The following is a 20,396-nucleotide window of genomic DNA, read 5'->3' as shown; positions in this document are numbered from 1 at the left end:
CCACGGCACCAGCGTCTCCATCCGTGCCAGGAACACATCGCGCCGCGTCGGGCGACGGTACTGTTCAAACCCGTTGCCCTGGTCAGCTGACATTGCCAAGGTCCGCTGCTTCATCGGCTTGCACCACCATCGCTGCGAAGCACTTATCCTCGCATCTTTGGAACTTGATCAGCGTTGCCTTAACTATTCGTCAAGTAGCCACCTGAAGATGCCGAGCGTTCGCGTGTGCGGGCGCTGGCGATCTTCAAGCCTGGCGTGTCGCGTGGGCAGTGGCCTCGCCGCTCGCGGACACGCCGTGAATTCAATCTAGAGCTCGATGGCGGCATCCATGCCGCATGGAGCGAGGCACTGCACAGAACGTTTGCCGGTTGCTATGACCGACAACCAGAAGCACTCGCCGCGTGGCGGGCAAGGCTTATTCAAAAGCGGCATGTCGATATGGCACATGCCGCCTGGAGCGAGGGCAGCCGCCCTGATCCCGCGCAGTGGCGTTGTGATCCGGTCTTACTTGCGTGCCGCCGCGCTAGCGTCGCGGGTGGCGCGAAACTCCGAATCCTGGCTCCAGTTCGGCCACTGGCGCTGGGCCAGCTGCTGGCCCAGCGCATACAGCACGCCCAGATCGCGGGCAGCGCCGGCGAAGGTCCAATCCGGCTTCCATTTGTCGCCTTGCTGGTGATAGCGCTTGGCGGTGTAGTCGTCGGCGGCAGCCTTTCCTGCCGCCACGCCGCCCACTTCCCAATCCTGCCCAGCTGCATACGACGGTGCCGGCACGCCACGCTTGGCGAAAGAAAAGTGATCGGAACGGAAGAAATACCCGGCCTACGGCTTGGGATCGGGCGTGTAACGCAGCTTGGATTGCGCGGCCACGCTCTTCAATTGATCGAGCAGCTCGAGTTTTGCCGTGCCGTAGATGCCGAAATCGCGCGAGGTCACGAACGGATTCATGCCGTCCATGTTGATCACCGCCACCGTGGTATCCAGCGGGGTATAGCGGCTTGGAGGCGTAGAACTCCTAGCCCAGCAGGCCCTTTTCTTCAGCGGTGACGGCCAGGAACACCACCGAGCGCTCGGGCTTTGGCCCCTTGGCGAAACCACGCGCCAGCTCCAGCAGCGCGGCGGTGCCACTGGCATTGTCCAGTGCACCATTGAAGATGGTGTCGCCACGCGCATCCGGCTTGCCCACGCCGATGTGGTCCCAGTGCACGCTGTAGATCAGCGTTTCGTTCGGGTGTTTGCTGCCCTCCAGCCGCGCCATCGCATTGTGCGAGGTGATCACGTCGGATTTGACCTGGTAGCTGGCACTCAAACGTTGGTCCTTGAGCTCGACCGGCTTGAAATCGCGCGTCTGCGCCTGCTTCTTCAAGGCCTCGAAATCCGGCCCGGCGTGCTTGAACAGCTCGGTGGCCAGATCGCGCTGGATCCAGCCTTCCAGCGTGGGATGCGCGCTGCGCGGGTTGATGCCGAATCATCGGCGTCGCCCGCCCGAATTTGAATTGGCTCGCCATCGCGCTCAGCACACGGACAGCCCGGCATTCCGCGCCACATACATGCCGGGCGCATTCCTGGCGCAGGCCGCCGCCTAAGGCAGCGACGATTCCAGCGCGTCTTCGCCCAAGGCATGCCGCTGCATCAGGCGTCGGCTGCCGGCATTCAAGCCTTTCACCTGAACCTCCAGACCGTGATGGCGCAAACGCTGCACCACCTTGTCCAGTGCCGCCACCGCGGTGATGTCCCAGAAGTGCGCGCGGCCGACATCGATCACCACTGCGCGGCCGGGCACTTCACGCGCGTCGAAGGCGTCGATGAACACATCGGCCGAGGCGAAGAACACCTGCCCGCGCACGCTGTAGGTGCGCACACCATCCGCGCCATCGATATGCCCGATCTGCAGCAGCCCGGCCACCTTGAAGGTGAAGAACACCCCGCTCAGCAGCACGCCGACCGCCACACCTGCCGCCAGATTGTGGGTGAACAACGTCACCGCCACGGTGGCCAGCATCACCACGCTGGAGGTGCGCGGGTGGGTCACCACGGTGCGCAGCGAGCGCCAGTCGAAGGTCTCCGCCGACACCATCACCATGATCGCCACCAGCGCCACCACCGGCACCTGCGACACCCACGGCTTGAGCAGCACCATCAGGATCAGCAGGAACACGCCGGCAAACAACGTGGACAGCCGGCCGCGGCCGCCGTATTTCACGTTGCCCACGGTCTGCCCGATCATGCCGCAGCCGGCAATGCCGCCGAACAGGCTGGCGGCGGCGTTGGCGATGCCGAGCCCGGTGCATTCGCGGTTCTTGTTGCTGGGCGTGTCGGTGAGTTCATCGACCACGCGCGCGGTCATCATCGACTCGAGCAGGCCCACCATGGCGATGGCCAGTGCCGGTAGCGCAATGATGCGCAGCGTCTCCAGCGTCAGCGGCACCGCCGGCCACTGCAGGAACGGTAGCGCATTGGGCAGCTTGCCCAGATCGGCCACTGTCTTGAGCGGCAGATGCAGCGCAGTGCCGGCAATGCTGAGCAGCAGGATGCACAGCAGCGGCGAGGGAATTGCCGACAGCCCCGGCAGGCGCAGACGCGGCAGGCCGTAGATGATGGCAAGGCCTGCGCCCAACATGACCCAGGTGGTCAGGTTGGCGCCAAGCAGATGCGGCAGTTGCGCAGCGAAGATAAGCACGGCCAGCGCGTTGACGAAACCGGTGCGCACCGAACTACTGACAAAGCGCATCAGCACGCCCAGCCGCAACAACCCGAACAGGATCTGCACCACGCCAGCGAGCAAGCCGGCGGCCAGCAGATATGGCAAGCCGTGCGTGGCCACCAGCGGTGCGGCCACCAGCGCCACCGAGCCGGCCGCAGCAGAAATCATTGCCGGGCGTCCACCGCAAAACGCAATCACGATACCGATCACGAAGGAGGCGAACAGGCCCACCTGCGGATCCACCCCGGCGACGAATGCGAATGCAATCACTTCGGGAATCAGCGCAAATGTGGCGACCGCACCGGCCATGAGTTCGCGCGCGGGGGAGGCGCGCCATTGCGCCATTTCGGCACGCAACAAGGACATTGAGGGACACTCCGGGGGACAAAAAGGACAGCCTGCGGACAGCACGCAGCACCGATAGTGTGCGGGAAAGCGACCTCGCCCGCAGCTTGCGTGTGATCGGTTCGCCACTGTGCTCTTCTGTGGCAGCGGTCACGCCACACGGCGCAGCCGAGGACCAAGATGCCCCCCTAACCGAGCTCGGCCGTCGAGTTCGGTCATCCAGGATGATCACCATGTCCATCTTCAGGGCTGCAAGTACCCTCGCAGCGGCAAAAGTGTTAGCGCTCACAGCCGCACCGGCATTCAGCTATTCGGTTAGCAACAACAAGATCGTCGACGACAACGGCAACCTCACCGCGCTCGGCCGTCGAGTTCGGTCTTCCAGGGAGATCACCATGTCAATCTTCAGGACTGCAAGTACCCTCGCAGTGGCAACAATGTTAGCGCTCACAGCCGCACCGGCTTTCAGCTATTCGGTCAGCAACAACAAGATCGTCGACGACAACGGCAAAGTGGTTCAGCTCAAGGGCGTCAACGTGTTCGGCTTCGATACCAGCAACCATGTCATGCATGGCCTGTGGGCACGCAACTGGAAAGATATGATTAACCAGATGCAGGGCCTGGGCTTCAACGCGGTGCGCCTGCCATTTTGCCCGGCCACGCTGCGCAGCGGGCAGATGCCCAGCAGCATCGACTACAGCCGCAACGCCGATCTGCAGGGTCTGACCTCGCTGCAGATCCTCGACAAGGTGATCAACGAATTCAACGCACGCGGCATGTATGTGCTGCTGGACCACCACACACCCGATTGCGCCGCAATTTCCGAGCTGTGGTACACCAGCTCGTATTCCGAAGCGCAGTGGCTGGACGATCTGCGCTTTGTCGCCAACCGCTACAAGAACGTGCCGAGAGTGATCGGCGTGGATCTGAAGAACGAGCCGCATGGCGCCGCGACCTGGGGCACGGGCAACGCCGCCACCGACTGGAACAAGGCCGCCGAGCGCGGCTCTGCCGCTGTGCTTGCGGTGGCGCCGAAGTGGATCATTGCGGTGGAAGGCATCACCGACAACCCGGTGTGTTCGACCAATGGCGGCATCTTCTGGGGTGGCAGCCTGCAGCCGCTGGCCTGCACCCCACTGAAAATTCCGGCCAACCGCCTGTTGCTGGCACCCCATGTGTACGGCCCGGACGTGTTCGTGCAGTCGTACTTCAACGACAGCAACTTCCCCAACAACATGCCCACCATCTGGGACCGCCATTTCGGCAAGTTCGCCGGCAATCACGCGCTGCTGCTGGGCGAATTCGGCGGCAAGTACGGCGAAGGCGATGCACGCGACAAAGTCTGGCAGGACGCGCTGGTGAAGTACCTGCGCGGCAAGGGCATCAACGGAGGGTTCTATTGGGGGTGGAACCCCAATAGCGGCGATACCGGCGGCATTCTGCGCGACGACTGGACCAGCGTGCGCAAAGACAAGATGAACTTGTTGCGGACGCTGTGGGGAACGGCGAGCAACGACACACCGACGCCGACCCCAACCCCAACGCCAAGCGCTGGCTTCAGCACCAAGGTGATCCCGGACAGTACCTGGAACGGTGGCTACTGCAACCGCGTGCAGGTCACCAATACCGGCGCCGCCAGCGGCAATTGGTCGATCTCGCTGACGGTCACCGGCACCGTCAACAATGCCTGGAACGTCACCTGGTCACAGAGCGGCACGACGCTCCAGGCCAGCGGCGTGGACTTCAACCGCACCATGGCGCCCGGTGCAACTGCCGAGTTCGGCTTCTGCGCTGCGGGCTAGTCAACCTGCAGCAGGTGCCCAGCGGCCGCCAGTGCAGCGCAGACGTTCGCAGTCTGCGCTGCACGGTGTAAAGCTTCACGCAGTGCGGCTGATCGGCGCACCGTGCTGCAGGATGAAGACAGCAGATGGCTCTTGGGCACAGCAGACAGTCACCGGATCACGTAGATCGGACGGCAACGCGCTTGCATGGGCATGTCGTCGTGACGCAGAAAACGCCTCGAGCAAGCAGGCGCTGCCGCAGATAACGTTCAACACCGGCGGGCATCAGGCCGATATCCAGACCATGGCGCTTCTGCGCGTTTTGGATGCCGTTGTCATGCCTGTTGTTTCCCTGTAGCGTCGTTCTGTTGCCAATCTCCCGCTCACCCGAAAGTTCGTCCTGTTGTGCACGCTGTTGACGGTGGGCGTGATCCTCCTGGCGATGGCCGCCGCGCGCCTGCAATATCTGGATCTGGTGGAGGCGCGCAAGCTCAGCGTCAAGACCGAGGTGGAGATGGGCCTGACGTGATGCAGCACTATGCCGACAAGGTCAAAGCCGGCGAGCTGAGCCTGGAGCAAGCCAAGGAAGCCGCACGCACCACACTGGCCGACATGCGTACCAACGACGGCTTGGATTACTTCTTCATCGTCGATCCGCAGATGCGCATCCTGATGCATCCCAAGCGCTCGGTCGGCACCGACATGACCGACTACAAGACGATGCCGGGCAATACGTGTATCGCGACATCAAGACCGCCATCGATAGCGGCGACGGCTTCAGCTATTACGACGGGCCCAAGCCGGGCAAGAAGGAACAGCTGCCGAAGATCAGCTACGCCAAGACCTTTCCGGCCTGGAACTGGGTGCTGGTGATGGGCGTCTATGCCGAAGACATTCAGGTGCAGGCCGGGGGTTTCACACGCACCTTGACGTTGATCGGCGGGGCCCTGGTGGCGCTGGTGATCGGGCTGTGCTGGTTGATCGCCTCGGCCATGGCCGCGCCGCTACGTGCTGCCTCGCGCACTGCCGAAGCCATCGCCTCGGGCCGCTTCGACAACGACATCCGCGTGGAATCGCGCGATGAAACCGGCCAGCTGATGCACAGCATGCAGCAGATGCAGAACCAGCTGCAGCGCTTCAACGGCGAGATGCAGACCATGATCCGCCTGCAGCAGGGCGAGAACATCGCGCACCGCATTCCGGAAGATTTCCCCGGCGATTACGGCACGCTGGCGCACGGCGTCAACGCTGTGGTGTTCGAACACCTGGACGCCATCAACGAAGCGATGGACGTGATGAGCGACTACGGCCGTGGCGATCTGCGCCGCGACATGCGTCGCCTGCCAGGCCAGCGCGCGGCCTTGCATCAGGCGCTGGACACGGTGAAAGAGAATCTGTCTGCGATCAACAGCGACATCGCGCGCCTGGCCAATGCAGCTGCGCGCGGCGATTTCTCCGCACGTGGCGATCAATCGCATTATCAATTCGCCTTTGCAGAAATGATGCAGACGCTGAACCGGCTGATGCAGCAGGCCGACGCCGGGTTGGACGATGTGGGCCGCATCATGGCCGCAATCGCCGACGGCGATCTGTCGCAGCGCGTGGAATCGCACTACGAGGGTGCATTCGGTCGCCTGGACGATGCGGCCAACCGCACCGCCATCCAGTTGACACACATCGTGCAGGGCATCCAGCACTCGGCCGAGATGATCAATACCGCGGCAGGCGAGATCGCCAGCGGTAATGCCGACCTGTCCACGCGCACCGAGCATCAGGCAGCGCACCTGGAAGAAACCGCCGCGTCGATGGAAGAACTCACCTCCACCGTGCGCCAGAACGCCGACAACGCGCGCCAGGCCAACCAGTTGGTCAAGGGCACCGGCGATGTGGCCGAAAGCGGCGGCCGCGTGGTGCAGGAAGTCGTGAGCACCATGCAGGCGATCACGCAATCGTCGGCGCGTATTTCCGACATCATCGGAGTGATCGACGGCATCGCCTTCCAGACCAATATCCTGGCGTTGAATGCAGCCGTGGAAGCAGCGCGCGCAGGCGAGCAAAGCTGTGGCTTTGCCGTGGTCGCCACCGAAGTGCGCGCCCTGGCGCAGCGCTCGGCCGGTGCCGCCAAGGAAATCAAACAGCTGATCTCCGATTCGGTGGACAAGGTGGCGCAGGGCTCGGAGCTGGTGCAACAGGCCGGCAGCACCATGAACGAGGTGGTCAGCTCGGTGAAGCGCGTGACCGACATCATGGCCGAGATCACCGCGGCCAGTACCGAACAAAGCGCCGGCATCGAACAGGTCAGCACCACGGTGATGCAGCTGGACGAAATGACCCAGCAAAACGCCGCCTTGGTGGAAGAAGCCACCGCGGCGGCGCGCAGCATAGAAGACCAGGCAGCCGACCTGACCCGCGCCGTGGCGGTGTTCCGGCTGACATCGGATGCCGCGCAGCCGCAGGCACGTAGCGCAGCGAATTCGCTTGCCGCTACGAAGCCGGCGGCCGCCAAGCAAGCTGCGCACGACCACAGGCTGCGGGCGTGAGCGATATCGCCTGCCACGCACACGAGCGCTCGCTCTTGTGCGGCAGGCGATGTCGGTAGGATGCTCAGCGATGAGGGCGACTGATGTTTGGGATCGTGACAAAGACACCGCCATCTGCCAAGCGTCCGCGTCAGGCTCCGCCGCAATCGTAGGGCGAACCCACCATCGCCAGCCTGCGCGAAGCGATGTGTGTTGCTGTAAAGCGACTGAACCGTGCACCTGAGCACCAACCGCGGCGCGCAACGTGCCAGGGTCGGTCTCGACATGCTCTATCGAGCGTTCCCCAGGCAGTGACGCGCATCGTTGCTTTTTGCAACGCGAGCGCGGCGTCTTCCTGGCGAGGCTGTCCCACGCGATAGCCCATTGACGTGTGCAATCTGTTTGCTCTGCGTCGTCCAACTTGCCTGACGACTGCCAGCAACCTTTGGTTACCACGTTGATTCTATGCCCGCTGTCACCCTGTCAAGCACTGGCTGTGTGCGGCTTGCGGCTTGCGGCTTGCGGCTTGCGGTTGCACCTAACAGCAGAAGTACCCAGTTTCCGGCAGTGCGCATGCGCTGACCTGCTCCCTCACCACACCACGCCTAAGAGCGAGGCGCCTGCCCATCTGGCTGCCGCGCGCGCTTGGCTGCATACATCGCCTCGTCGGCGGCATGCATCAAACTGGACGCTTCGGCCTGTGCGCCGTGTTGCCAGGCCACACCGATGCTGGGCTGGATCGGCAGATGCTGGTCGCCAAACGTGGCGCCTTGCGCGGCAAGCGTGCTGATACGCTCTGCCACCGCAGCGCATTCGGCCTGCGCATCTTCCAACCCATCCAGCAACACGACGAATTCGTCGCCGGCCAGACGCGCCACCAGATAGCGCTCGCCCGCCGCGCGTTGCAGGCAGCTGCCGAACGCCACCAGCACCGCATCGCCGGCACGGTGGCCGTAGACATCGTTGATGCGCTTGAAGCCATCCAGATCCAGGAACATCACGGCCACCGCGCGTTGCTGCTGTTGCGCCTGCGCAACCGCCACCTGCAGCGCTTCGGACCATGCGTGCCGGTTCGGCAGGCCGGTCAAGGCATCGCGGGTGGCGCGCTCGTGCATCAGGCGGTGCAGGGTCTTGTGCGCAGTGACATCGTGCGCCATCAGGAAAAAGCCCTGCGTGGGCGTGGCAGTCTGCGTTTCGGGCACCAGGGTGACTTCCACGTCGCGCGGCGTGCTGCCGCCACCCAGGAGATGTTCGAAACTGGCGCGCTGCCCGGCCACCACCTGTGCCAGCGCAGCGCGCGCGGCGGTGCTGAGGTCTTCGCCCAGTACCTGGGTAATGTGGCGACCGACCAGGCTGTCAGGCTCCACGCCCAGCCAGTGGCGATGCGCTTCATTGGCGAACAGGTAGCGCTGCCCGGCATCGAACTGGGCGACCAGGGTCGGCGTGGCGTCGCTGATCGCGCGCAGGCGCGCTTCGCTTTCGGCCAGCCGTTCGGCGGCCACATGGCGCTCGGTGACGTCCTGGATCTGCGAGACGAAATGCACCGGCGCACCGCTGCTGTCGCGCACCAGCGACACCGATAGCTGCGCCCAGATCAGCGCGCCATGCTGGCTGATATAGCGCTTGGCCAGGCTGTAACTGTCGCGTTTGCCGTCGATCAGGTCCTGGGCCAATTGCAGGTCCATCTCCAGGTCGTCGGGATGGGTGATCTGCTGGACGGTGGTGCGCAGCAATTGCTCGCGCGCATAGCCCAGGATGCCGCACAGCGCCGGATTGACGTCACGCCACTCACCGTCCAGCGACACGATCGCCATGCCTTGTGGCGCGGTTTCGAATGCGCCGGTGAAACGTTCGGCGGCCAACTGCGCGGCCGCTTGCGCCTGCAATTCGGCAGTGACGTCGATGGCCATCGCCAGATACCCGGCCAGGCCCTGCTGCGCGTCGTGGATCACGTTGAAACACAGCCGCACGCGACGCAGATCGCCGTCCTTGCGTACCAGCGTCCAGAGTTCTTCGGCCAGCACATCGCCGGCCGCCGCCGCCGCCAGCTTCAGGTACGAGGGTGGCGACAACGCCAGCGTTGCCATGTGCCGCTCCAGTTCGGCCGGCAGATGTAACTGCGCCGGGCAGGTGCCCAGCACCTCGTCGGCACGGTAACCGAGCAGGCGCTCGGCACCGGGATTGAACAGCTCCAGGCGGCCCTGCCGGTCGAACGCCATGATGGCCACGTCCTGCGAGGCGTCTACCAGGGCCTGCAGCCGCGCGCGTTCGCCGGCCAGTGCGGCCGAGGCTTCCCTGAGCTGGGTGATGTCGTGCATCACGCATACCGCCCCCCATGCCGTGCCCTTGTCGCTGACCACCGGGTCCGCATTGCACAGCACGCTGCGTGGCGGTTGGTTGGTGGCGCGAATCACCAGCTCGGCATTGCGCACGTGTTCGCCACGCCAGGCACGCAGCAGCGGAATGTCCTCGGTGGGCAGCAGGCTCTTGCCATCGGCGGTGTACAGATCGAAATGCAGCGCCCATTGCGCCGGTGGCAGCATGCGCGGGTCGGTGCCATGCCATTGCCTCGCGGCGTGATTGAACTCGCGCAGCAAGCCGTCGGTGCCGCAGGCCACCACGCCATCGGGCATGGCTTCCAGCAACATGCTCAAGGTCTGCCGCTGCGCCTGCGCGTCCAGCCGGTCGCGGCGCGCTTCCAACTGGTTGACGGCCTGGCGTGCCAGGCGGATCAGGGCCTGCTTCTGGCGTTCGTCGAGCACGCGCGGCTGGGTGCTGAGCGTGCACAAGGTGCCGTAGGCATAGCCTTCGCGCCCGATCAACGGCACCCCGACATACGAGCGCACGCCGGGGACAGCGATCACCAACGGGTTGTTGACGAAACGCGGGTCGGCTTCGGCGTCGGGCACTTCCATCAGCCCGGTGCCCATCACCGCATGGGCGCAGAACGAGGCGCTGCGCGGGGTGCCTTCCAGATCGGTGCCGCAGCGCGCCTTGAACCACTGGCGGTCGGCATCCAGCAACGATACAAGCGCCGTCGTGGCGCCACTGACGTGCGCAGCCAGCCAGGCGATATCGTCGAATTCGGCCTCCGCTTCGGTGTCCAGCACGCCCAGCCGGCGCACCGCGTCCACGCGCAAGGCGTCGTCGACGGGAATCGGCACGGGCGGCAACAGGACGGTCATGGCGTGATCGGCAGGCGGTGCCTGGTCAAGATAGGTCGCCCCAGGTAACGGCAACGCGACGAGCAACTTGAGCCACGGGCGGTCGCGTTCGCCTGGGCTGGCATGCCGCGGCAATGCGCCAGCGAGCCGACGCGCCGGTGCCTGCCCGGCACTGACCGCAGCGAGACACCAGGCCCGCCCCCTGCCCATCGGCATTTGCGGCCCCGCCAAGCAGCCACTACCCTCGGCCGATTGCCCTGTCCTGGAGTGTCACATGCTGCGTCCGCTGTCCCTGTTGATCGCCGGTGTGCTTGGCGTCGCTGCCGGTTCCGTTGCCCCCGCCGTCGCTGCCGCCCCAGCCAGCCTGTCCAAGAGCGCGGCCAGCACATTCCCGATATCGCCTATACCCGCTTCACCCTGCCCAACGGCCTGACCGTGGTGGTGCACGAAGACCATAAGGCGCCGGTGGTGGCAGTGAGCATCTGGTACCACATCGGCTCCGGCGACGAGCCGGCCGGCAAGACCGGCTTCGCGCACCTGTTCGAGCACCTGATGTTCTCCGGCTCGGAAAACAACAAGGGCAGCTTCTTTGCGCCGCTGGAAAAGGTCGGCACCACCGACATGAACGGCACCACCTGGTTCGACCGCACGAACTATTTCGAGACCGTGCCGACCACCGCGCTGGATACCGCGCTGTGGCTGGAATCGGACCGCATGGGCCACCTGCTCGGCGCGATCGGCCAGCAGGAACTCGATACCCAGCGCGGCGTGGTGCAGAACGAAAAGCGCCAGGGCGAGAACCGCCCGTATGGCCGCGTGGACCAGAACATCCTGTCCAACCTGTTCCCGGCCAACCACCCCTACCAGCACGACACCATCGGCTCGATGGAGGACCTGGACGCGGCTTCGCTGGCCGACGTCAAACAGTGGTTCAACGACAATTACGGCGCCGCCAACACCACCCTGGTGCTGGCCGGCGACATCACCGTGGCGCAGGCGCGTGCCAAGGCCTTGCAGTACTTCGGCGATATCCCGTCCGGCAAGCCGGTGGCGCGCCAGCAGCCGTGGGTGACCCCGCTGGCAGCGCAAAAGCGCGGCGTGCAGCACGACCATGTCTCGCAGCCGCGCATCTACCGCACCTGGGCCGCACCGCAGCTGGGCACCGACGACCTCATCCAGCTGGATCTGGCCACCACCGTGCTCGGCGGCGGCAAGACCTCGCGGCTGTACCAGCGCCTGGTCTATCAGGACAACCTGGTGGACGACGTCTCCGCCTCGGTGCAGCCGTTCGCGCTGTCCAGCCAGGTGCAGATCCAGGCCGACGTGAAAGACGGCGTGGACCCGACCAAGGTCGAGGCGATCATCGACGAAGAACTCAAGAAGTTCATCGCCCTGGGCCCCACCGCCGACGAACTGCAGCGCGCGCAGGTGGCCTATCGCGCCGGCTTCGTGCGCGGGCTGGAAAAGGTCGGCGGCTTCGGTGGCAAGGCGGTGATCCTGGCCGAGGGACAGGTCTATCGCGGCGACCCGGGCGCCTACAAGAAAGATCTGCAGCGCGCCCAGGCCGCCACCGCGGGCAGCGTCAAGCAGGCCTCGGCCACGTGGTTCGGCAAGGGCGACTACCTGCTGACCGTGCTGCCGGCCAGCAAGGACTTCGACCCGGCCGCCGAGGACAAGGCGGTGGTGGCACGTGGCGAAGAACCCGGCAAGCCGGCGCCGAAGCTGCCGGCCGCGGGCACGTTCAAGGTCACCGCTTCCACGCTGGACCGCAGCAAGGGCGTGCCGCAGACCGATCAATTCCCGGACCTGAGCTTTCCGAAGCTGCAGCGCGGCAAGTTGAAGAACGGCATCGAGGTGATCCTGGCCGAGCGCCACACCATCCCGGTCACCCAGGTGGAGTTGCTGTTCGACGCCGGTTATGCGGCCGACCAGGGCCACAAGCTCGGTACCGCCAGCTTCAGCACCGCGCTGATGAACGAGAGCACCACCGCGCTGGATTCGGTGGAAGTGGCCCAGCGCCGCCAGCGCCTGGGCGCGATCACGGCGATCGGCTGCGATCTGGACAGCTGCAGCGCCTCGCTGGATGCGCTCAACGACCAGCTGCAGCCCTCGCTGCAGCTGTTCTCCGACATTGTGCGCAACCCGGCATTCAAGGCCACCGACATCGAACGCGTCCGCGGCCAGTGGCTGTCCGGCATTGCGCAGGAAAAGACCCAGCCCAACAGCCTGGCGCTGCGCGCGTTGCCGCCGTTGCTGTTCGGCAACCAGCACCCGTACGGCATCCCGCTCACCGGTAGCGGGACCGAGGCCGCCATCAAGAGCCTCAACGCGCAGGATCTGCAGAATTTCCACAGCCAGTGGCTGCGTCCGGACAACCTGCGCATCCTGGTGGCCGGCGACACCACGCTGGCGCAGATCATTCCGCAGCTCGATGCCGTCTTCGGCGACTGGAAGGCCCCGACCACGGCGTTGCCGAAGAAAAACCTGGCCAACGTCGCCGCCCAGCCCAAGCCGCGCGTGTACCTGATCAACCGCCCGGATGCGCCGCAATCGGTGATTCTGGCCGGCTTGCTGGCCCCGTCCACCAAGGCGCCGGACAACCTGGCCATTGGTGTGGCCAACGGCGCCTTCGGCGGCACCTTCACCTCGCGCCTGAACATGAACCTGCGCGAGAACAAGCGCTGGGCCTACGGCGCCGGCACCCGCATGATGGATGCGCAAGGCCAGCGGCCCTACCTGTTTTCGGCACCGGTGCAAACCGACAAGACCGCCGAATCGGCCAACGAGATCTTCAAGGAAGCCACCGCCATCATTGGCGACAAGCCGCTGACCACCGATGAAATCGAGAAGATCAAGAACCAGCGCATCCGCGCCCTGCCCGGCAGCTTCGAAACCGCCGGCGCGGTGCTCGGTGCGATCGAAGGCATCGTGCAGTTCGACCGCCCCGACGACTACGTGCAGACGCTCAAGCTGCGCCTGGAAGCGATCGACCAGCCGGCTGCGCAAAAGGCCATCAAGGAAATCATCAAGCCGGAGGCGATGACCTGGGTGATCGTCGGCGACCTGAAGAAGATCGAAGCCCCCGTCCGTGCGCTCAAGCTGGGAGACGTGCAGGTGCTGGATGTGGACGGCAAGCCGGTCAAGCGCTATCGCACCTGTCGCACCGGCTGCGCTGCTGCACGCGGCGTGGCCGGTGCGGGCTGGGGGAATGTGTGATGCGGCGTGCGCTTGTTCGGTGCGTCAGTCGTCCCCCCCGAATGATCGTCGCCACTGCGGTGTTGCACCCCACGTGGCTGCGGCGCCATGGCACCAAGACACCTGCAGCCCTGGTCGCTGCCTGCAGGCGTACTCGACAGCAGCAGGGATACGGCAGGATATCCGCCGTGCACGTCGTGTTGAAGCAGCAATGACCCTGGCACGCCACTGCCGGACGGGCACAGCCTGCGCTGTGCAATGGGTGCTGCCGATGGTCCGGGCGAGTGACTCAAGCGAGCTGGCCAGAGCGTGCGTTAGACGCGGCGCATGTCCAACGACTCGCCTGCGTTTCGCCATGGCAGCTGCTGCCGACTCGGCACGCAACCACGACGCACGCGGTCGCTGCCATCACGCAGCGCTGGCGTCTCACCCTGCGCTGTCCGCAGGGCAGCATCCACGCCGCGTTGCCGTCGCTGCCGGTATCCTTGCGACTTTCGCGTTCGCGCTTGCCTGGCTTATTCGATGAAAGACATGCCCGTGGCTGACGAAGCCTCTCGCCAACAAGTCCTGGACGGCTATCGCATCGTCGACAGCCTGCCGGAGGACACCTATCAAGACATCGTGCAGGTTGCCGCCTCTCTGTGCGGCACACCGATCGCACTGATGTCGCTGGTGGACCGCGACCGCCAATGGTTCAAGGCGCAGCTGGGTCTGGGCCTGCAGCAGACCGAACGTAGCCAGGCAGTGTGCGACCACGCCATCCGCAGCCCCGAGCAGCTGATGGAAGTGCCGGACCTGCGCAAGGACACTCGATTTGCCGATATTTCGATGGTCACCGGCGATACCGGCGCGCGGTTCTATACCGGCATGCCGCTGGTCACCTCCAACGGTGTAGCACTGGGAACGGTCTGTGTGCTCGACACCGAGCCACGCACGCTCACCGAGCTGCAGCACACCGGCCTGCAGGCGCTTGCACGGGTAGCCATGCGTCTGCTCGACGAGCGCAAGCGCGAGCTGCAACTCGAGCGCGACGCCATCCTGCAGCCGGTCGCTCCGGTCGCCAGCCAGGCCGTCGCCGACACTGGCTATCACCTGGTGATTCTGGAAGTGCAGGAATTGGCCGCACTGGCCGAACGCCAGAGCGAACGTTTGCTCGGCCGCAACCTGCAGCAGCTCGACCAGGCCCTCGCGGCACTGGTGCAGGGGCCAGGCAACAGCATCGACCGTGTCACCGACAGTGCGGAATTCATCGCCGTGCTGCGCGGCCCCGACGCCGAGCGCACCTTGCAGCGCCTGCGCGAGATCGCCCAGCAACAACATGCGTTGGGCCTGACCGTCTTGTTGGGCCAGGCGCAATCCATTCGCCCGGACGAGCCGATCGGCCAGGTGTTTCTACGCGCCGAAGTCGCGCTGAGCGCGGAGAAGGATCGTTACCGGCAGAGTCTGGCCTGAGGCCTGCACAGTGATCCACGCCTGGGCGCACCTGGCGAATGCATTGCTCGGCGTGGCGATAACGGCGCAGCGTTCAAGGCTGAGTCTGTAGCGCAACGCACACGCACACCGGTCACCCCAGCGCGCACTGCTTCAACTGGCGGTCGGCATACCACAGCGCGCGGCGGGCCAGGTCGTAGGCGCTGTCGGCCTGACGCGGCAGCATCTGTGCGGCCATCACCGGGTCGGCGCCGTTGTTCAAGGCGTGCTCGGCGCGTTCCAGATCCGACAGGTGCGTGCGCACCGGCGACAACAGCGATGTGCGCCTGGAGGCATCGCAACGCGCACTGCGCTGTTCCAGCGCCGCAAAGGCCTCGCGGATGCGACGGCTGGCTTCACCCTTGAGGTCGGGCAGCGTTTCATGCGCAATCGGCGCCGACTTATAGGCATCGCCCGTCGCCTCGCTGCCCATTTCGGCCTGATTGCCGGCAAGCGCGGGATTGAAGCGCACGTCCGGCGGCGGCCGCGCCTTGGCGACCTGGGTCTGCGGCCCGTTGAGCATGTCGTTGAACTTCTTCATGCCGCGATTCATTTCCTACACCGCCACATCGCCCAACGTGCCATCGCTCTTCCAGTCCTTGGCGAAGCGGGTGTCCTGGTACTGCACCGGGTTGACCCGCTCCATGATCTTGCGCGCCTTGGCCTGCGCGCGTTCGTCGGTCATCCCCGGCAGCACCGCACTGCCGGTCTGCGCCATGGGGTCCACCTGCGCCATGCGCAGGCGCCCGTCGCGGGTATACAGCTGGGCCGACATGGAATCGCTGGCCGGCGCAGTGGCGGCTGCTACCTGCCGCGGCGGTGGCGGCGTGCGCGTGGCTGGCGGCGCCGCACGCGCGGCCGATGCAGCGGGCGGTTTGCGCTCGGGCTCCTGCGGCGGTTGCTGCGGTGTCGGCGGCGTTTCTTGCGGCCGCGGCAAGAAATACACCTGCAACGTGTCGTCGTGTTGCAGGGTTTGGTGCGGCGGCGGCATGTACAACAACAGGCAGGCAAGAAAGAACAGGATGGCGCCCGTGCATGCGACAGCGGCGATATGCGGGACAAGCGCTTCCTTCTTGCGGGTAATCACAATGCGGGAGACCGATGAGATGAGAGTGCCGACGCCGCACACGGCGAACCCTGGTGTGCGAGGCGCAAATCTAGCCGGCGCGGCGCCGGCGCGCGTTTGTAATTCGTTGTTTGGCCGGGAAGGGCCAGCCGCCATTCACATTGCGCAGCAGGCTGGCGCAAGCGAAGTGGCAGTCCGCCGCGGGCCGGACAGAGGGCGCACCGGTGAGCGCATTCGACAACAGCCCCCGAGAACATAGCAGGCAAATCGTTTGGCCATGCGATGGGCAGGCCAAGCGCCAGCACCGCGCAAACTGCCTATTCCGTCCGAGATCCGACACCGCAATGCACATCCTCGAACGCTGAGGCATCGTCACGCCAGCGCGCCCACCGAAGACGCCGCCATCCGATCACTGGCAGGCCAACGACAGGCCCACGCAGGTCGGCGCGCGCGGACTGCTGCTTGGTGACCACAATCCATCAGACCGCAATCCATCAGCAGGCACTCCCCGATCCGACCGCCGCTTTCCGGGCTGCGGCACGGCGCCCATCAGGCCTGGTCGGCACGGTACAAGCGCTGGCATACCTCGCAGAAAAACGCGCGACGTCCGGCCTTTCCTAGGTGCTTGCGGTACTGCAGCGGTGCGCCGTCGCGCGGGCAACTGGTCTTGGTGTGCACCTGATAATGCTTCTTCAGCACGAAGGCTTTTTTCCAGATGTAGAGGTCGAAACTGTAGTCACGTGCCTGGGTAACCAGTTCAACCAGTTTGCGCGCCGGCAACGCGCCCACGGTGCTTTCCGGATGCACGCGGATACGATGCAGCACTTCGTTCTTGATGATGTTGCCCACGCCGGCAAAGATGGTCTGGTCAAGCAGTGCATCGGCCGCCAGCATTGCCGGAGCAGCGCGTAATTTGCGGCCCGCCTGCGCGGCGTCCCAGAGCGGGTTCATCACGTCCGCCGTCCAGTCGTAGATCTCGTCCAGCGGACGCTCGATGAACTGCACCGAGCACGCGTAGAAGTTCAGCCGCTGGCCTTTGGAAAATTCCAGGCACAAGCGCGGCACCGCGTTGGGCTTGTCTTCGTTGATGCGGTAGCTGCCGAACAGCAGGAAATGGATGCGCACGCTGAAATGCGCAAATTCGATCAAAAAGTGCTTGCCCCAGCTGCGCAGTGCCAGCACTTTTTGCTGGTCCAGCCGCGCGATGTCCTGCTTGCTGTTGCCGGACACGCGCACGATCTTGCGACCGACAAACGCTTCGGTGTCTTCGCGCAGGATGACAAGTGAAGGACCTTCCGGCATGCGCCCAGTATCGAAGCGCTGCGTGATTCGCCCGTGATCGCGATGCACACGGCATCCTGACGCGCACGCATGCATAGAGTGCTGCCACCCTCGGCTTGCCTGCCATGCCAGCTCGTCCATCCGGTGCCATTGCACGTGTGCGTTGTGGTTGCGCAGGCTGGTCGATTCCTGCCGCCGAGCGCGCACAGTTCGGCGAGGGCGCCAGCGTATTGCAGCGCTACGCCACGCGTTTTGATGCGGTGGAAATCAACTCCTCGTTCTATCGCCCGCACCGCGCCAGCACCTACGCGCGATGGGCCGACAGCGTGCCGGAGAACTTTCGTTTTTCGGTCAAGCTGCCGCGCAGCATCAGCCACGACGCACGCCTGCGGCACCGGACCGCTGCTGGATGCCTTCCTCGCGCAGGCCGGCGCGCTCGGGACGCGCCTGGGCTGCCTGCTGCTGCAACTGCCGCCCAGCGCGGCCTTCGATGCCGCGGTGGCCGCGCGGTTTTTCGCGATGCTGCGCCGGCGCTGGGACGGCGGCGTGGTCTGCGAACCGCGCCACGCCAGCTGGTTCGCCGCACCTGCGCAGGCGTTGTTGGCGCGCCATCGCATTGCGCGCTGCGCCGCCGACCCGGCGCCGGTGCCCGCGGCCTCCCTGCCGAGCCCGGCTGCTGCGCCGCTTTACTGGCGCTGGCATGGCGCACCGCGTATCTACTACAGCAGCTACGCGCACACCGCGCTGCAGGCGCTGGCCGCCACGGTGCGCGCCAGCCCACCCGACAGCACGCAGCCGCCGCCCGAACGCTGGGTGATCTTCGACAACACCGCGGCCGGGTGCGCGACCTCCAATGCACTGGAACTGCAGCGTTTACTGAGGATCGAGCGCTAGCGCAGGTGCGGGCACGCGGCGGTGTTCCGGCACGCCAGTGGCGCGCATCTTGCAGCAGCTCGGCGGCAGGGGCGCCGGCGCGCACCCTTCAAGCTGCACGACTGCCGCGCCGATATGCCTGGATCGACGCAAGATGCGGCACCACGCCGATCAGCTTGCTGTATCCAGTCGTCCCCGCGCGAAGCCTGTCGGCGTGCCGGCACCTTACTCGGTCCCGCCCGCCACACCGGTCGTTTACCATGCCCTACGCCACTGCCCGTTCTGGAGATGTTATGAGTTCTGCCGCGCCCCCGTGCTGCACGTCGCTGCTTGGCCTGTCGCTGAGCATGTTTGTTGCGCCGGGCACGCTGACCGCCGCGCCGCCGGACACTCCGGTCGTCAATGCGCCGGCGCCCAGGCCGCCCACGCCCGACCTGGCCTACCCGGAACTGTTTCAGGCCGTGCAGCGCGGCGAGCTGTTCGACGACCAGAAGCACTTTGTCGACTTCCTGCCGCTGCGCGACCCGGCACTGATCAACGCCGACTATCTGGCGCAGCACGATCACCCCGGCTTCGATCTGCGCAAGTTCGTGGATGCCAATTTCGAAGAGTCGCCGCCAGTGCAGACCGATGCGATCCGTCAGGACACCGCGCTGCGCGAGCACATCGACCTGCTTTGGCCCAAGCTGGTGCGCAGCCAGAATCACGTGCCACCACACAGCAGCCTGTTGGCGCTGCCGCACCCGTACGTGGTGCCGGGCGGGCGCTTCCGCGAGGTGTATTACTGGGATTCCTACTTCACCATGCTGGGCCTGGTGAAGAGCGGCGAAACCACGCTCAGCCGCCAGATGCTGGACAACTTCGCCTACCTGATCGACACCTACGGGCATATTCCCAACGGCAACCGCACCTACTACCTCAGCCGCTCGCAGCCGCCGTTCTTCTCCTACATGGTGGGGCTGCAGGCCGGCGTGGAAGGCGAGGCGGTGTATCAGCGCTACCTGCCGCAGTTGCAAAAGGAATACGCCTACTGGATGCAGGGCAGCGATGACCTGCAGCCCGGCCAGGCCGCGTGCCACGTGGTGCGCCTGGCCGATGGCAGCGTGCTCAATCGCTATTGGGACGAGCGCGACACCCCGCGCCCGGAAGCCTGGCTGCACGACACCCGCACGGCTGCCGAGGTCAAAGACCGCCCGGCCGCCGAGGTCTACCGCGACCTGCGTGCCGGCGCAGAGAGCGGCTGGGATTACACCAGCCGCTGGCTGGCCGACGGCCAGAACCTGCGCACCATCCGCACCACCGCCATCATCCCGATCGACCTCAACAGCCTGCTCTACCACCTGGAGCGCACCCTGGCGCAGGCCTGTACGCAACCCGGCGCAGAGTGCACCCGCGATTACGCCGCACTTGCACAGCAGCGCAAGCAGGCCATCGACGCGCATCTGTGGAATGCAGCCGGCTACTACGCCGACTACGACTGGCAGACGCGCACGCTGAGCAAACAGGTCACCGCCGCAGCGCTGTATCCGCTGTTCGCCGGTCTTGCCTCGGACGATCACGCCAAGCGCACCGCCAGCACCGTGCGTAAGACGCTGCTGCGCCCGGGTGGCCTGGCCACCACCGCAGTGAAGACCGGCCAGCAATGGGACGAGCCCAATGGCTGGGCGCCACTGCAATGGGTGGCCGTGGACGGCCTGCGCCGCTACGGCGAAGACGCGCTGGCACGCACCATCGGCGAGCGTTTCCTCGCCCAGGTGCAGGCGCTGTTCGCACGCGAACACAAGCTGGTCGAAAAGTACGGCCTGGAAACCGATGCGGCCGGCGGCGGCGGCGGCGAATACGCCTTGCAGGACGGCTTCGGCTGGACCAACGGCGTCACCTTGATGCTGCTGAATCTATATCCGGGCAAAGACACCAAAGCCGCGCCCGCCAAGCGCGTGCGCAAGCCCGAGGCGACGATCACCAGAGCCAGGCTCAGCTAGCCGTCCTTACCGCCCCAGA

General features: G+C 65.4%; 8 protein-coding genes and 6 pseudogenes. 8 read left to right on the top strand and 6 right to left on the bottom strand.

What is annotated here, in order from left to right:
- The 3 genes and pseudogenes from XAXN_RS21875 to XAXN_RS16075 form a co-directional block, all read right to left on the bottom strand.
- Nucleotides 1-114: pseudogene (locus tag XAXN_RS21875) on the bottom strand (IS5/IS1182 family transposase); the annotation flags it as partial.
- A gap of 390 nt (nt 115-504) precedes the next feature.
- A pseudogene (locus XAXN_RS16085) lies at nt 505-1,456 on the bottom strand (M28 family peptidase); the annotation flags it as partial.
- A 123-nt stretch (nt 1,457-1,579) separates the two neighbouring features.
- Nucleotides 1,580-3,067, bottom strand: coding sequence for a SulP family inorganic anion transporter (locus XAXN_RS16075; protein ID WP_054320294.1), 1,488 nt, complete (start codon nt 3,065-3,067; stop codon nt 1,580-1,582).
- A 374-nt stretch (nt 3,068-3,441) separates the two neighbouring features.
- Between XAXN_RS16075 and XAXN_RS16070 the strand changes: the two genes are divergently transcribed.
- The 4 genes and pseudogenes from XAXN_RS16070 to XAXN_RS16065 all read left to right on the top strand — a co-directional run bounded on the left by XAXN_RS16070 (nt 3,442) and on the right by XAXN_RS16065 (nt 7,367).
- The gene (locus tag XAXN_RS16070) at nt 3,442-4,848 is read left to right on the top strand and encodes a cellulase family glycosylhydrolase (protein ID WP_054320297.1); all 1,407 of its coding nucleotides are present in this window, start codon (nt 3,442-3,444) and stop codon (nt 4,846-4,848) included.
- A gap of 112 nt (nt 4,849-4,960) precedes the next feature.
- Nucleotides 4,961-5,185 carry a hypothetical protein gene (locus XAXN_RS21870; protein WP_134980340.1) on the top strand — a complete coding sequence of 75 codons (225 nt, stop codon included), beginning with the start codon at nt 4,961-4,963 and terminating at the stop codon, nt 5,183-5,185.
- A gap of 170 nt (nt 5,186-5,355) precedes the next feature.
- A pseudogene (locus tag XAXN_RS23695) lies at nt 5,356-5,678 on the top strand (cache domain-containing protein); the annotation flags it as partial.
- A 21-nt stretch (nt 5,679-5,699) separates the two neighbouring features.
- On the top strand, nt 5,700-7,367 hold the full coding sequence (locus XAXN_RS16065; protein WP_425511885.1) for a methyl-accepting chemotaxis protein: 1,668 nt from the start codon (nt 5,700-5,702) through the stop codon (nt 7,365-7,367).
- A 584-nt stretch (nt 7,368-7,951) separates the two neighbouring features.
- On the opposite strand, the gene XAXN_RS16060 is transcribed toward XAXN_RS16065, so the two are convergent.
- A complete protein-coding gene (locus tag XAXN_RS16060) occupies nt 7,952-10,720 on the bottom strand; it encodes a PAS domain S-box protein (RefSeq protein WP_425511884.1) in 2,769 nt (922 codons plus the stop codon).
- Nucleotides 10,721-10,784: 64 nt separating this feature from the next.
- On the opposite strand from XAXN_RS16060, the pseudogene XAXN_RS16055 reads away from it, so the two are divergent.
- Both XAXN_RS16055 and XAXN_RS16050 read left to right on the top strand, forming a co-directional pair.
- Nucleotides 10,785-13,726: pseudogene (locus tag XAXN_RS16055) on the top strand (M16 family metallopeptidase).
- A gap of 501 nt (nt 13,727-14,227) precedes the next feature.
- Entirely contained in the window at nt 14,228-15,157 is a 930-nt protein-coding gene (locus XAXN_RS16050) for a GAF domain-containing protein (RefSeq protein WP_054320292.1), read from the top strand.
- Between the two features lie 112 nt (nt 15,158-15,269).
- Here XAXN_RS16050 and XAXN_RS16045 read toward each other — a convergent pair.
- Both XAXN_RS16045 and XAXN_RS16040 read right to left on the bottom strand, forming a co-directional pair.
- Nucleotides 15,270-16,175: pseudogene (locus XAXN_RS16045) on the bottom strand (hypothetical protein).
- Between the two features lie 615 nt (nt 16,176-16,790).
- Nucleotides 16,791-17,543 (bottom strand): DNA-formamidopyrimidine glycosylase family protein, encoded by a 753-nt coding sequence (locus tag XAXN_RS16040; protein ID WP_054320296.1) that lies wholly within the window; start codon nt 17,541-17,543, stop codon nt 16,791-16,793.
- A 104-nt stretch (nt 17,544-17,647) separates the two neighbouring features.
- Between XAXN_RS16040 and XAXN_RS16035 the strand changes: the two are divergent.
- Nucleotides 17,648-18,416 (top strand): annotated as a pseudogene (locus XAXN_RS16035) (DUF72 domain-containing protein).
- A 272-nt stretch (nt 18,417-18,688) separates the two neighbouring features.
- A complete protein-coding gene (gene treA / locus XAXN_RS16030; protein WP_054320291.1) occupies nt 18,689-20,377 on the top strand; it encodes an alpha,alpha-trehalase TreA in 1,689 nt (562 codons plus the stop codon).
- The last annotated feature ends 19 nt before the right edge of the window (nt 20,378-20,396 follow it).

Origin of the sequence: Xanthomonas axonopodis, from assembly GCF_001304695.1 — a bacterium.
GTDB classification, from domain to species: domain Bacteria; phylum Pseudomonadota; class Gammaproteobacteria; order Xanthomonadales; family Xanthomonadaceae; genus Xanthomonas; species Xanthomonas axonopodis.
This window is presented reverse-complemented; position numbering and strand designations above follow the sequence as displayed.